The organism is Mesorhizobium sp. A556 (genome assembly GCF_054489545.1).
In genome coordinates this window covers 1-13,258 of record NZ_JBTMXA010000015.1, presented here as the reverse complement: position 1 = coordinate 13,258, position 13,258 = coordinate 1, and the positions used below count along the sequence as shown (strand labels likewise).

Below are 13,258 nucleotides of genomic sequence, written 5' to 3'. Positions count from 1 at the left end.
ATGCTTTGTCAGACATGCGCGTCAACCGGTGCAACAGAACGTCGAAGCGACGGGCTGTCCACGGCTCGCTCAGCCGCAAGGCGACATAGGCACGGCCGGCAAGGCGGCAAGCGCGGTCGATATCCCCGCTGGCCGCCAGAGCCGCGACACTTTCAAGCAGGATATCGGCGACGGGGTTCGCTGGCGATCTCGAGTGGCCGTGTCGGCGTGTCCACTTATGCCGCAACTCATCGGTCATCACCATCCGCGATGTCGAGCCGCCGCCGCGCGGCCGACGTCATCATCTGCGGTGTCCAGGGCGGCTCGTAGGTCAGGGTCACGTCGACGAATTCAACCCCCGGGATTGTCCATGCGCCTTCGCGCGCGCCGTTCTTGAGGTACTCGGTCGCCGGGCATCCCCGCGTGGTCGTCGTCATGACGATGTTGGCGACGCCGCCATCCTGCACCGCGACATAGTAGACCAGCCCCAGTTCGATGATGTTGTCGCCAAGCTCGGGGTCGATCACCAGGCGCAGCGCCTCCCTGATCTGGTCGGTGAGGAAGTCGGTTGCCTCAACGGTCATTTGGCCACCGCCTCCGCCCGCCCGATCCGGACAAGAAGCTTGTAGCTCGTCGCGTCGGGTTCGAAACCGCCGCGCCATTCATGGCCGCGCTTGGCGAGTTCGGGCAGCAAGAAGATCGGCTCGCGACACAACAGCGCCGACAAGACTTCGCCCTGTTTCATCGCCTCGACCGCCGCCAGGATGCGCACCATCGGCTCAGGCGGGTCGAGATCCCGGTTGTCGACGTGGCGGGCGGGTTCGGGCCAATGGCCGCTATCGGAAGCTTCGGCGGAAACCGGTGGTGTGTCGGCTGGCTTGGTCTGATTTGTGGGCGTGAACAGGACTTCCCAATCCCCGCCGCCGATCTCCCGCGATTCATGCGAAAAGCCCTTGGAGCCCAGCACCTGAAACAGCGGCACCGGCTTGAATGTCGCCAGAAGCCGCAGACCTTGACCGGGCGAAAGCGCCGAGGCCGCCGCCATGATCTGGCCGAAAGGTTCTTCGCCCGCCTTCAGCGCGGGGCGGACATCGAGATCCACGAATGTCGTCGTCATGGTTGCGTCATCCTCTTTCACATCATGGTTTGCTTGCAAAGGAATACAGCAGCGCCGGCCTGGGCGCCTCGTTGGCCAGACGGCTTTCCGCCTTCACGTCGGCGAGTATGCGGGCGCGCACGAATTGCACGGCGATCCCCAGCACGGCGACCAGAATAACGCCAACGGCAAGCTGGAACGCCAGCAACTGCCCACACAGAAGGGCAATGGTGCCGAGCCAGACGGCCAGGAAATACAGGTAGAACCACTTTCGCGCCCGCTTCTCCACCACAAGGTCCTGCACGCGCGGCGTCGGCTTCTTACCGAGGATCGGCCCGTAGCATTCCAGCCAGGTCATGAACGGTATGATCTTGTAGAGCTTGGCCAGCCCCAGCCCCGACAGCCAGCCGAAAGCGATCAGGAAGACGAGCGCGCCCACCTGTTGTTGAAGGCTGTTCAGAACCAGCAGGGCGATTGCGAGCAGGACAGCAAGGCCAAGCGAAGCGAAAGCCAGCACGGCCATCCAGGCGTTCAGCTCGATGACGCGCCGCCTGCGCTGGCGATAGAGGCTGAGCATATCCCGGCCATAGAGCGCCAACGCCCCGAGCGCTGGCACGCCGGCGACAAGCAGGAAGGCATTGCGGTCCCAGCCGAGGCAAATGGCGGCAATTGCGCCAAGAATGGCGATGGCGAGCGCGCCTGTTCCAAGATGAAGCGCCGCGCGGCTGCCCCGCCGGTCAAGTTCCGGCGCGAGCATGAACATGGCAAGCAGGCGGTAGCTGACGCCCATCGCCGCGAAAGTGAGCCAGCCGCCAAGGCCGGCTATTGCGTGAACCGGCACGCCCGCTACGGCAAGATCGACCATGTGCGGTGCAAGCGGCATGCCGCCGCGTACCAGTGCAAAGACGATGCCAAGGGCAGCCGTCAGCGCTACGCTGACCAGCGCGATGCCGACGAACCGCGCCGGCAAGGGCAGCGGCCGGGCCACTATCAGCGTATGCGCGAGGCTCCACAAGACGAGCGCGAAACCGCACCCCAGCAGAACCGCGGCGATGGGAAACAGGGGCAGCGTCGTATCGATCGTTCCGCCGAGCCACAGAAAGCCGCAGAGCAGCGCGGCAAGCCCGCACAGCAGGCAGGCGAGCGCCGGCAGGGGAAGTCGGTCGTGGATGAGCGGACGGGCGATCAGGACCGGCACGAACTGGAACATCGCACCGCACATGAGCAGGCTCAACCAGCCGATCGCGACAAGGTGCACGACGACGAGCGTTTCGGGCGCGTCGATGGGCGTGTGGGGGAAACCATAACCCGCCGCCATCAGGCTCAAGGCGGCGATGAGAGAAACGACCGCCGCGGCGAAGTAAGACATTGTCCAGCGGGACAGCGAGACGCCGTTCAACGGAAATTCTCCTTGGGTTGAGGCTTGGGACCGATCGACATTCGGCAATCGGAGCTGCTGGGCGTGCGCCGCCGTTTCGGCGCGCCCGCTCGGCGGCGCTTTCAGGCGGCGAGCTTGCCTATCGCGACCCGCCACACCTGCGGACCGCTCTCCAGGTAGGTCCATGAGAACTGCTTCGGATGCTCGGCCTCAAGCTGATAGTAAAGCGGCTTCGGATCGTGGTCGTTCACCAGAGTGAAAGACGCGCCCGCCGCGAGGTCGTCGACGAGCTGGAAGATCTTGGCGTGGCGCTGCGCCGGTACCAGCATGCGCACATCGACAACGGTCTCGGTGACATCGGACATGAGTTCGCTCCTTGATTTTGGTCGGCCAGAATTCTTCGTAAGTGAGGTCCAGACTGGATACCCACACGAGAAAGGACGTTGGAAAAAGCCCTACAGGGCCAGCCGGTGGCTGGTGATTTTGTCTACGCCTCAAAAGAGGTATCGTCAATGTATGTTTTAAGAGAAGCGACTGTCCTGCCTGAAAATAGTACGGCGCGGTCCGGAAGATAGAGGCCGGTCCGGCCGTCGGGCAGGGTGGGCCTAGCCGGTGATGGCGCCCTCGTTGGCCGGGCGAGCCAGCGCGGAAAATTTGGCCAGAACCCCTCGTTTGTAGCGCGGTTCCGGCTGCACCCATGCCGCCCGCCGGCGGGCGATCTCGGCTTCGTCTACGTCCAGTTGCAGCAGGAGCCTGTGCGCGTCGATGGTGATCGGGTCGCCCTCCTCGACCAGCGCTATCGTGCCGCCCTCATAGGCCTCCGGCGCGACATGGCCGACCACCATGCCCCAGGTGCCGCCGGAAAAGCGCCCGTCGGTGATGAGGCCGACGCTTTCGCCGAGGCCGCGCCCGACCAGCGCGGAAGTCGGGGCGAGCATCTCCGGCATGCCCGGTCCGCCTTTCGGCCCGAGATAGCGCAGCACCACCACGTCGCCCGGCCTGATCCTGTCGGCAAGGATCGCTTCCATCGCCGATTGCTCGTCGTCGAAGACGCGCGCCGGGCCGGTGATCACCGGGTTTTTCAGGCCGGTGATCTTGGCGACCGCGCCATCCTTGGCAAGGTTGCCTTTCAGGATGGCGAGATGGCCTTCGCGGTATAGCGCTTCCGAGATCGGCTTGATGACATGCTGATCCGCGCGCAGTGCGTCGGGCACATCGGCCAGTTCCTCGGCGAGCGTCCGGCCGGTGATGGTCAGGCAGCCGCCGTGCAGCAGGCCGGCATTGAGCAGAAGCTTCAACACCTGCGGGATGCCGCCGGCCTGGTGCAGGTCGACCGCCATATAGTGTCCGGAAGGCTTCAGGTCGCACAACACCGGCACCTTGCGGCGCACGCGCTCGAAATCGTCCAGCGTCCATTCGATTTCGGCGGCATGCGCGATGGCGAGATAATGCAGCACTGCGTTGGTCGAGCCGCCGATCGCCATGATCAGCGCCACCGCATTCTCGATGCTTTCGCGGGTGACGATGTCGAGCGGCTTGATGTTCTTCTTCACCGCCTCGACCAGTACGCGGCCGGATTCGGCGGCACTTTCGAGCTTCTCATGGTCGGGGCTGGCCATGGTCGAGGAATACATGAGCGACATGCCGAGCGCCTCGAACGAGGAACTCATCGTGTTGGCGGTATACATGCCGCCGCACGAGCCGGTGGAGGGACAGGCGTTGCGCTCGATGCCATCGAAATCCTCCTTGCTCATCGTGCCGGCCATGAACGCGCCGACCGCCTCGAACGACGAGACGATGGACAGGTCCTGCCCCTTCCAGCGGCCGGGCTTGATGGTGCCGCCATAGACGTAGATCGCCGGCGCGTTGGCGCGCAACATGCCGATCATGCCGCCCGGCATGTTCTTGTCGCAGCCGCCCAGCACCAGCACCCCGTCCATCCACTGGCCCTGCACTGAAAGCTCGACGCAGTCGGCGATTACCTCGCGCGACACCAGCGAATATTTCATGCCTTCGGTGCCCATCGACATGCCGTCGGAAATGGTCGGCGTGCCGAACACCTGCGGGTTCGCGCCCGCGTCCCTGATGGCGGCGATAGCCGCGTCGGCAAGCGGCTGCAGGCCGGCATTGCACGGCGTGATGGTGGAGTGGCCGTTGGCGATGCCGATCATCGGCTTGTCGAAATCGGCCTCTTCGTAGCCGAGCGCGTAATACATAGCCCGGTTGGGCGAGCGTGCCACGCCTTGCGTGATGTGTTTGGAACGTTCGTTGAAAGGCATGACGGATCCTCGTTTTGCGTCAGGGCATGAACCGGCCAGGCCGCTCAGCTACCCACGCTGTGCAATTGCCGGGGCAGGGCCACATCGCCGAAATCGATGACCGAGCGACGAAGGACATTGCCCTTGCCGTCGATTGTGAGGCGTGCGCGGCGATTTTGAAAGAAAAAGCTCAGGCGGTATTCGCCTTCATGGTCGTCGATGCCGCGTTCGCAGATCGACGTGATGGCCTTGCTCCGCATCAGTTCGGGAACATCCTGCGGGGCAAGTTTCAGCAGGCTTGCGACAAGCGTCGCGTCCACGACGATGTCTTCGGTGGCGAATTCTATCGTCGCGCCGGGTGCAGCAGTTACTGGCGACGGCATCGGGCTAGCGTCCTCGACCGTTTTCAGGCGAACGTTCGGTGCCATCGTTTTATCCTCCTGTAAGACCTCGACAATCGTCGGCAACCGCGCTCCGGCCATCGAGGGTTCCTTGCGTGCCTCCATAAAAAGGTATATTTAATATACATATTATTATCGGCAAGGAAATTGCAATGGCGGATCGGGTCGACAAGCGCGGTCGTTTGGTGCTCGAATTGGTGGTGGCCATGCTGTGGATCGGTCTCCTGCTCGGCGTCTCGTTCCTGGCGACGCCGGCGAAATTCCTGGCGCCGAGCCTGTCGCTCGCCGTTGCGCTCGACGTCGGACGTCAAACCTTCGGCGTCTTCAACAAGGTCGAATGGGCGCTGGCCATCCTGTTGCTTGCTCTTGTCGTGAGCGGGCCAAGAGCATGGCTTTCGCTTGCCGTCGCGGTCGTCGTGGCCGCCATGGTCGTGGTCGAAACGATTTGGCTGCTGCCGGTTCTCGACCAGCGCGTCGGCTTGATCATCACCGGGCAGCAGCCGCCCGAATCCAGCTTGCATGTCGTCTATATCGCGCTGCAAATCGTCAAGCTGGCGGTGCTTTGCGTGCTGGCTGCAGCGGCGGCGCGCCGCCTTGCGCGTTGAGCGAGGCATGTTTGATCGGAGCGCGACCTGCCGTTATTGGCTATGGTCTATTGTCGAGCAGCACCCGTTGCCAAGGAATTCAAGATGCGATTGACCGATTTTTCAGACTACGCGCTGCGTCTGCTGATGTATGCCGGCGCACGGGGCGACAGGCTGGTCACGATCGAGGAGACTGCGAAACTCTACGGAATTTCGCGCGCCCACTTGATGAAGGTCGCCAATCAATTGACGCGCGGGGGCTTTTTGAGGGCAGTGCGCGGCCGCTCTGGCGGCCTTACTTTGGCGATGGCGCCGGAGAGGATTTGCCTGGGCGACGTCTTGCGGGCGACCGAGCCGGATTTCGCGCTGGTCGAATGTTTCCGCAGCGACGACCGCTGCCTCATCTCGCCGCGCTGCCGCCTGCGCGGCGTTCTTTCGGAGGCGCTCGCGGCCTTCACGGCCACGGTCGACCGCTATACGCTGGCGGACCTCATGCTCAGTCCTGAAGAGTTCGGCATTTTGCCGGCGGCATAGCCCGACTGTCGATTGGCCGCGAAGTCTGGTGCCCTACAAGACCCGTGCGCGACCGCTGGTAAGATCGACGATCATTTTTACGATGGACGAGGCCTCGGCTTCGGGGAGCGCAACCGCCAGTTCCGCGCCGCTCGCGACGAAATTCTCGGATAGGATCCGGACATCGGGCAAGGTCGATAGCCGTGCCTGGACCATTGCCAGATCGGAAAATCCACACATGAACGACGTGTCGACGGTCACGACGATCGGGATTTTTTGGGCGGCCCGCAGGCAAGCCGCAGCGGTTCCACCATAGGCGCGCATGAGCCCGCCGCTACCGAGCAGGATGCCTCCGAACCAGCGCGTGACCACGACGGCGAGATTGTCGAGCGACTGACCGTCCAGCGCCTGCAAAATGGGCTTGCCAGCGGTGCCTCCTGGCTCTCCGTCATCGCTGAAGCGGTAGTTCTGGCCGACACGCCATGCCCAGCAATTGTGGTTCGCGGCAGAATCCGAGTGTGCGGCCACGAACTGCTTTGCGGCCTCTTCGCTCGACACAGGTCCGGCAACCGCCAGGAACCGGCTTTTCTTGACCTCTTGCCTGAACGTCGCAAGCGCCTCAATGGTGAACATGACGCCCCTTTCATCCCATGAGGGCATATACCAACAGTGTAGGTAGAACGCTTTATGGCTAGATAGAAGTCTTCCGCCGGAAGCGATAGAAGTCCACCGAGTCTGTCTGCGCCAGGTCGATGACTCGTCCGGCCCCGACCGCATCGGTCATGCCACGGGACAATCTGCGCCGATCTCGCGCGTGCCCGGCAAAGTGTGCCTGTGAGGCACCCCGTAGCCTTGCTGAATTCACGAGTAGGAGGAGAATGGACCTTGCTCGCCAAGACTAATTTTCAGATTTAGGAAAAATAGCATAAATTTGAACGATCATATTAACTACGACATTAAACATCCCTGTGAAATAAAGATTACATGCTTTACACAACGTAAACAGTTCGACGAGAGACGTGATGAAAGCTCCCGTTAATTGAGTAGAGCGGAGGCAGTTGCATGTTCGGCATGACGAAATACAAAGCCACGGTATCCCACGAAGAAATTCGAGTTCCAGAGATGGAATTTGCCAGCTTCGAAGACGAGCTGGAAGATGTACTGGAGGATAATGTTACGGAAGAACTGCCCGGTGACTGGGAACGCATTCCCGATCTGGAACCGGCTGGAGACGACGTGACGGATGCAGCCCCGACTGAACCAAAACATACCTCCATCACCCAGGCCAGCCTTGCCGCACTTGCCGCTTTCGAGGGTGAGATGCGCGCTTCCGCCTCAGGCCTGGAAGTCCTCGACACGACGCTGGCCGCCATAGGGGCCGCTCACGTGACAGCGAACCGCCTTCTCGGCAGCCTGCGGTCAGGCGTTCTCAGGGCGAATGATTTCGAAGAGGCGAACGACGCCTTTTCGAGCGAAAATCGTCGCCTGTCGGAACAACTCGAACAGGCAAAACACGCGCAAAGCCAGTTGGAAAGCGCGGAGGAAGCCAGCAAGCGCCGGATAGAGCTCCTGATCAAGGACTATGACGACGTGAAAATTGCGCTCGGCCGATCCCAGATCGAAGCCGTTGAGATACGCGACGCACTTGCGCAGGCAGACAGCGAGAAGACGACACTCATCTACGAACTCGCCACAAAGACAACCACGGTCGACCGCTATGCCCGCGAAAACGAGTTGCTGCGCCAGAAATGCGTGAACCAGCAAATCAGCCTGGCGGCGGTCGAGCAGCATTATTCCGAACTCGAGATGAAACTCAGCGAAACCGCCGCGATTCGTAAAGCCGAAGCAGCCGAAATGGCGGATTTGCGCATGCGCCACGACAACACCGAGAAGGAATGTCGGCGCCTGCAGAAGCAGTCCGAAATTTCCCAGGTGCGGTTGGCTGAAGGCCAGGAGCGCATGATGACCCTGGAAGCCGATCTCGAAGAAGTACAGAACCGCCATGTAGCTACGAACGAGCGCTTCAGGGCGGAGGCCGAAGTCATGAAGGCCAAGCTCGAAACCGCAGTCAGGAGGAGCATCGCGGAGGCCGGCGAGGTCGCCGCGTTGAAACAGCAACTCGGAAGTGCGGTGGCGGCGACGGGCGTGGCAGAAGCGCAGTTGGCGTGCGCAAACGGCCAGATAGCCTCCAGGCAGCCGAAAGACGGCCGCGAAGATGGTCCCCGAACCTCGAGCGTGATCGGGATCACGTCATATGGCCGTGAGCGCCAGGAAAAGAAGATCAAGGCACTGGCGGAACCAAGCCGGCTGAACGGTGACGGCGCAAGGCCGGGCCGGAGCCGACAAAAAGCACTGGTTGCCGTTTCAAAATGATCGGCGCGCTTCCGGCGAGCCTTCGAGCCGGAAGCCCCCATCGGCAATAAAGACCTGTGCCTTGGCGCAACCGCACCCCGGTCATTCCGACAAGGTGCGGATCGCCCGGTCATCGTGCTGCACAGCTTCCAGGGCACGGTGGACAAGTACATCCAGCCCCAGCCAATGATCTTGAAGCAGGTGAAGCCTGTCTGCCACATCTCGTTTGTCCGCGTAGTCTTGGCGTGGAACGCATCGGCCGTCTTGATCAGCAAATAAGCCGGGCTGGTGATCAGGTCGTGGGCCTTGAGAAGCCGGTAAACGCTGGCTTCCGACACGAAGGTGCGCTTCTCGTCGGTGAACCGTGCGGCCGGGACCATGCAGTAATTACTATCTTGGAAGAGGGGCTGATCATGGGACGGTTATTCACGTACTGGACGGTGGCTTTCTTGCCGGCATCATGATCCTGGCGCTGACGCCGCTCCTCGCCAACGGTTGGAGTCCGCCTTTCACCGCCATCTTCCTGCTGCTGCCGATCTATATGCTGCATCAGTACGAGGAACATGATGGCGACCGCTTCCGGCTCTATGTCAACCGCATGGTCGGGCACGGCGAGGAGGTGCTCACGCCGGCTGCCGTCTTCGTCATTAACATCGGCGCGGTTTGGGTTTTGGATGTCGTCGTCATTTATCTGGCCTGGGGTGTCGATCTTGGGTTAGGCCTGATCGCGGTCTACCTCATGCTGATCAACGCCGTTGTCCGTGTAGCCAGCGCCATCCACTCCCGCAGCTATAATCCCGGCCTCATCACGGCCGTCGTCCTGTTCTTGCCGTTTAGCGGCTATGCATGGTGGCGCATCGAGGCATCAAGAGTGCCAACGACAGCAGAACACATCATCGGCCTTGCCGTCGGCATTGCGGTGCATGCAATTTCTTCGGTGAGTGAGGGCCCTGAGCGCATTCGGTGCGGTGCCATCCAGACATGACCCTGGGGCCTTCAATCGGGCGGTGGGTCTGAAGGCTTGCATTCGCTAGACGAAATATTGTTCAATCGGTCATGTCGCAGTTACAATGTCCTGCGGCAGGAATCAGGGACACGATTGGTTCCTTGTCGTAGCTCAAGATGTCGGATCACCTATGGCCGAAGAGAAAAACGCCGAATATGTGGAAGCGCTGGCGCGGGGGCTTGCGGTCATTGAGGCGTTCGATGACCAGAATCCGGAAATGACGCTGACGGAACTGGCGCGTAAGGTCGACATGGCGCCGGCCACCGTGCGGCGCAATCTGCATACGCTGGAGGCGCTGGGCTTCGTGCGGCGCAACAACAAGCATTTCCTGCTGGCACCCCGGATCCTGACGCTGGGCTCGGCTTACCTTAAGGCCATGCGCGTCGATGAAACCATCATGCCCGAATTGTTCCGCATCACCGAGCTGTTCGGCGATGCGGCCAATGTCGGCGTGCTCGACGGGCCGAACGTGCTCTATATCGCTCATCTGTCGGAAGCGCGTGCGGCGCGGCGCATGGCAAGCGTCGGCGTGACCTATCCGGCCTATGCGACGTCGATGGGACGGGTGCTGCTGGCCTATCTGCCGGCGGGCGAGATCGATGCCTATTTCGCCGGCGTCGAGCTGCGTTCGCTGACCGACGTGACGGTCACCGATCCTAAGGCATTGCGCGCGACGCTCTCCGATGTGCGCGCCAAGGGTTATTCGATCACGGTGGATCAGCTCGACTACGGCATTACCGCCCTGGCCGTGCCGGTCAAGGACAGCACGGGGCGTGTCGTCGCCGCCATCAATACGTCCGGCTATTCCCCGAGATTGAAGCCGGAGGATCTGCTGAGAGATCGGCTGGCCGAAATGCAGGTGGCCGCTTCGCGCATTTCCGGCCTGATGATGCGCTATCCGGCGTTGCTGCACTCCCTCCTCCCCCACTGATTTTCCACTTTAGACAGCCTTGAGCCTTCGCGGGCTCCGGTCCCCTGTGGGCCGGAGCCCGCACGTTTGCGGATTCGCAAAAGTCTCCCGGTGGGGCTTGACAGCTTGCCGGCGCTATAGTCATCTTCCGAAATTAAATTCGCTTAGCGAAATAAATATGCCGAGAAGATCGAGCGAAAAGCACGACCGGGCATGGACAGGGAGGATGATTGGCCGTGAGGAAGTTGCGCGTCGCCGTGCTGGTGGGCAGTGCTAGGCCTGGCTCGCTGAACCGGAGCCTTGCGGCTGCGATGACGCACCTTGCGGGCGAAGAGCTTTCCTTCACCGTGCCCCGGATCGATGATCTGCCGTTGTTCGACCAGGATGTGCTCGAAGCTGGCTTGCCGCCGCAGGTAAGAAGGCTATGGACGGAAATCGACGCCGTGGATGGCGTGCTCATCGTCACGCCCGAGCACAACCGTTCGATCACCGCCATGCTGAAGAATGCCCTGGATTGGCTGTCTCGGCCGGCCGGCGCCAATGCCTGGACGGGCAAACCGGTGGCGATCGCCGGCGCATCCTCCGGGCGGTTGGGGACTGTCGCGGCCCAGCAGCATCTGCGCGCGATCCTGGGCTATCTCGACATGCCGACCATGGGTCAGCCGGAGGTTTATCTCACCCTTACGCCGGACCTGATCACGCCGGAGGGCGAAATCACCGACGCCACCACCAGGGACTTCCTGCACGGCTACATGCAGAAGTTTCACCGATGGATCCACCATCACGCCAAAACTGCCGAACCGGCGCAAGCCTGACAGTAGGGAGAAAAGCCCATGAAGATCGGCAAGCAGGACGCTCCCTTCCAGTCCATCTGTACCTCGAACGCCGAGACCATCATCGTGCGAGGGCACGATCTGGTCGAGGATCTGATCGGCTCGATTTCGTTCACGGAGCATATGTGGCTGCTCGTCACCGGCTCCATGCCGACCGATGTGCAGCGGCGCGTGCTCGATGCCACGCTGGTGGCGATCGCCGAACACGGCATGGTACCGAGCGTGCAGGCCGCTCGCATGACGCTGGCGGCGGCCCCGGAAGCCCTGCAGGGGGCGGTGGCCGCCGGTCTGCTCGGCTGCGGCTCGGTCATTCTGGGCGCGCCGGAATCGGCGGGTGTGCTGCTGCAGGAAATCGTCGATGAGCAGGACGCCTCGCAGGCCGGCATCGATGCAGCAGCGGCAACCGTCGTTCGCCGCTACCGTGCCGACCGGCGCGCCATTCCCGGCTTCGGCCATCCGCTGCACAAGGGCACAGGCCGTTCGAAGGGTTTCGAACCGCTTCCGAACATCCGTGGAGAAGCCGATCTTGACGGCGTTGCTCGCTCGGAGAAAATAGACATGGCCGCGCTCGACATCTCCCTACGCGCGGCTTGTTGGCGTTCGATCTTCACAGCGGCCTTATTAGCAGCCATGCGCTCGCCCTCTTTGCTGTCGTGGTCCGCGCGGATTTCACCCATTCTCTGCTTCACGTAGTCAGACATGCACTGCCCTTCGCCAGAACCTAAACGGAACCGATTCGGCAAAACCGGCTGTAAAACTGTCTATTTGGAGCGGTTTGCGGATCTGGCTCAAAGCCTTGTGCAGCAAGCTGGAGCGGGTAGCGTGCGTCGTTGGCGCCGTCTACGGGCGCCATACCTTTGCTAATCCTTTGTTTTTCCTCACTAACGTATCCACAGATTTTGAGACTGTATCCCAGAACCGTACCCAATCTGTATCCCAGATGGGCACTGTTTCCAGCATACTACGATCTGGGTCGGCAGGCCACGAATTGCGGCGTGTTCTCGGTGGCCAGCGGCGGCCGGAAGCCTGACAGAACCCCGCGGTCGGCAGGCTCAGGGGGCATCCGAACTTTTGGCTGGCGCGCGATCGAAGAAAGGCGCCTCTCCAGAAGCGTCGTTATTCGTCTTCTAACCCTTTGAGGCACACCCAGCGCTACGGCATATACAGTCCCTATATCTCGGGACAAAGCGGCCCTTGCAGCACCGATTCTCAACCAAGTCTTGGAGGGTGCCTAGTCGCCTCACCAAGCTGGCCCCTGCGGGCAGTGTCAGAGCATAATCCCTACTTCACTGGTCGTTGCCAGCGCCTGTGACTACACGATCGACGTGTCAGAATCTCAGTTTCCTTTCTGAATGATGTCCCGCCAAACGCGCATCCCCGGTCCGGACACGCGGTCATCGGGTATGAAGGTAATTCCTGCTTCCTCGAATACCGCCTGAACGCGTTTCCGTATTTCGGGCCGCACCGTCTCACCGGCCTCGATGCGAACAAGCGATCGTTTACTGACGCCTGCCTTCTCCGCCAAATTGACGTTGGTCATGCCAAGCAAGGCACGGGCGGCGCGTAGAAATTCGTAGGAAGCATCCATCCGGTGACTTTATACGGCAGTCTTTTCGAATTCCAGCAGCCGCTTTCAAGTGCCGCCCAATTGTTGACTTCGCATGACAATGGACCCCGGACCCGAGCGTTTCTCGCTCACCATAAAAATCAGCTTAGGCGTCTAGACGCCAACTGAGCGACGCCATATGCCTGTCGCATCGATTTCGTGACCACAGGATTCGTTTCTGAACCTGCTGACCGAGACTGGAGCTTGCAGATGCTGCTGTTCACCCAGAACAAAAAAAACGATCCGATGTTTGCGTTCGAGATGGAACGCGTCAGGGCGCTGTCGGCAGACATGGAACGCATCCATCGCGGGATTGCACCCGAAGAGGTCGCTGATGGCAAT

The 13,258-nt window shown here is 61.4% G+C and carries 15 protein-coding genes and 1 pseudogene; 7 read left to right on the top strand and 9 right to left on the bottom strand.

Features of this window, described 5'->3' with window-relative positions:
• Positions 1-227: 227 nt before the first annotated feature.
• The 6 genes from ACX3P0_RS21580 to ACX3P0_RS21555 form a co-directional block, all read right to left on the bottom strand.
• Entirely contained in the window at positions 228-563 is a 336-nt protein-coding gene (locus ACX3P0_RS21580) for a metal-sulfur cluster assembly factor (protein ID WP_459091774.1), read from the bottom strand.
• On the bottom strand, positions 560-1,096 hold the full coding sequence (locus ACX3P0_RS21575) for a DUF2249 domain-containing protein (protein ID WP_459091772.1): 537 nt from the start codon (positions 1,094-1,096) through the stop codon (positions 560-562). Before ACX3P0_RS21575 ends, ACX3P0_RS21580 begins: the two co-directional genes overlap by 4 nt.
• A 22-nt stretch (positions 1,097-1,118) precedes the next feature.
• On the bottom strand, positions 1,119-2,474 hold the full coding sequence (locus tag ACX3P0_RS21570; protein ID WP_459091770.1) for a hypothetical protein: 1,356 nt from the start codon (positions 2,472-2,474) through the stop codon (positions 1,119-1,121).
• 101 nt (positions 2,475-2,575) lie between these two features.
• Positions 2,576-2,818: a DUF2249 domain-containing protein gene (locus ACX3P0_RS21565; RefSeq protein WP_459091768.1), complete on the bottom strand. Its 243-nt coding sequence runs from the start codon at positions 2,816-2,818 to the stop codon at positions 2,576-2,578.
• 240 nt (positions 2,819-3,058) lie between these two features.
• Complete coding sequence (gene ilvD / locus ACX3P0_RS21560) at positions 3,059-4,732, bottom strand: dihydroxy-acid dehydratase (protein ID WP_459091766.1); 1,674 nt, start codon at positions 4,730-4,732, stop codon at positions 3,059-3,061.
• A 44-nt stretch (positions 4,733-4,776) separates the two neighbouring features.
• A complete protein-coding gene (locus tag ACX3P0_RS21555) occupies positions 4,777-5,193 on the bottom strand; it encodes a DUF6522 family protein (protein WP_459091764.1) in 417 nt (138 codons plus the stop codon).
• Between the two features lie 71 nt (positions 5,194-5,264).
• Between ACX3P0_RS21555 and ACX3P0_RS21550 the strand changes: the two genes are divergently transcribed.
• Both ACX3P0_RS21550 and ACX3P0_RS21545 read left to right on the top strand, forming a co-directional pair.
• Positions 5,265-5,717, top strand: coding sequence for a hypothetical protein (locus tag ACX3P0_RS21550; RefSeq protein WP_459091762.1), 453 nt, complete (start codon positions 5,265-5,267; stop codon positions 5,715-5,717).
• Positions 5,718-5,801: 84 nt separating this feature from the next.
• Positions 5,802-6,230, top strand: coding sequence for an RrF2 family transcriptional regulator (locus ACX3P0_RS21545; RefSeq protein ID WP_459080344.1), 429 nt, complete (start codon positions 5,802-5,804; stop codon positions 6,228-6,230).
• A gap of 33 nt (positions 6,231-6,263) precedes the next feature.
• Here ACX3P0_RS21545 and ACX3P0_RS21540 read toward each other — a convergent pair whose 3' ends face one another.
• On the bottom strand, positions 6,264-6,842 hold the full coding sequence (locus ACX3P0_RS21540; RefSeq protein ID WP_459091760.1) for an IMPACT family protein: 579 nt from the start codon (positions 6,840-6,842) through the stop codon (positions 6,264-6,266).
• A 429-nt stretch (positions 6,843-7,271) separates the two neighbouring features.
• Between ACX3P0_RS21540 and ACX3P0_RS21535 the strand changes: the two genes are divergently transcribed.
• A complete protein-coding gene (locus ACX3P0_RS21535) occupies positions 7,272-8,582 on the top strand; it encodes a hypothetical protein (protein ID WP_459091759.1) in 1,311 nt (436 codons plus the stop codon).
• Positions 8,583-8,692: 110 nt separating this feature from the next.
• Here the strand turns inward: ACX3P0_RS21535 and ACX3P0_RS21530 are convergent.
• A pseudogene (locus tag ACX3P0_RS21530) lies at positions 8,693-8,932 on the bottom strand (IS3 family transposase); the annotation flags it as partial.
• Between the two features lie 89 nt (positions 8,933-9,021).
• Here ACX3P0_RS21530 and ACX3P0_RS21525 point away from each other — a divergent pair.
• From ACX3P0_RS21525 to ACX3P0_RS21510, 4 genes are all read left to right on the top strand, one after another.
• Positions 9,022-9,546: an HXXEE domain-containing protein gene (locus ACX3P0_RS21525; RefSeq protein ID WP_459091757.1), complete on the top strand. Its 525-nt coding sequence runs from the start codon at positions 9,022-9,024 to the stop codon at positions 9,544-9,546.
• A gap of 151 nt (positions 9,547-9,697) precedes the next feature.
• Positions 9,698-10,498 (top strand): IclR family transcriptional regulator domain-containing protein, encoded by an 801-nt coding sequence (locus tag ACX3P0_RS21520; protein ID WP_459091755.1) that lies wholly within the window; start codon positions 9,698-9,700, stop codon positions 10,496-10,498.
• Positions 10,499-10,713: 215 nt separating this feature from the next.
• Complete coding sequence (locus ACX3P0_RS21515; protein ID WP_459091753.1) at positions 10,714-11,292, top strand: NADPH-dependent FMN reductase; 579 nt, start codon at positions 10,714-10,716, stop codon at positions 11,290-11,292.
• Positions 11,293-11,310: 18 nt separating this feature from the next.
• On the top strand, positions 11,311-12,003 hold the full coding sequence (locus ACX3P0_RS21510; protein ID WP_459091751.1) for a citryl-CoA lyase: 693 nt from the start codon (positions 11,311-11,313) through the stop codon (positions 12,001-12,003).
• Positions 12,004-12,646: 643 nt separating this feature from the next.
• Here ACX3P0_RS21510 and ACX3P0_RS21505 read toward each other — a convergent pair.
• Positions 12,647-12,898: a helix-turn-helix transcriptional regulator gene (locus ACX3P0_RS21505; RefSeq protein ID WP_459091749.1), complete on the bottom strand. Its 252-nt coding sequence runs from the start codon at positions 12,896-12,898 to the stop codon at positions 12,647-12,649.
• Positions 12,899-13,258 lie beyond the last annotated feature (360 nt).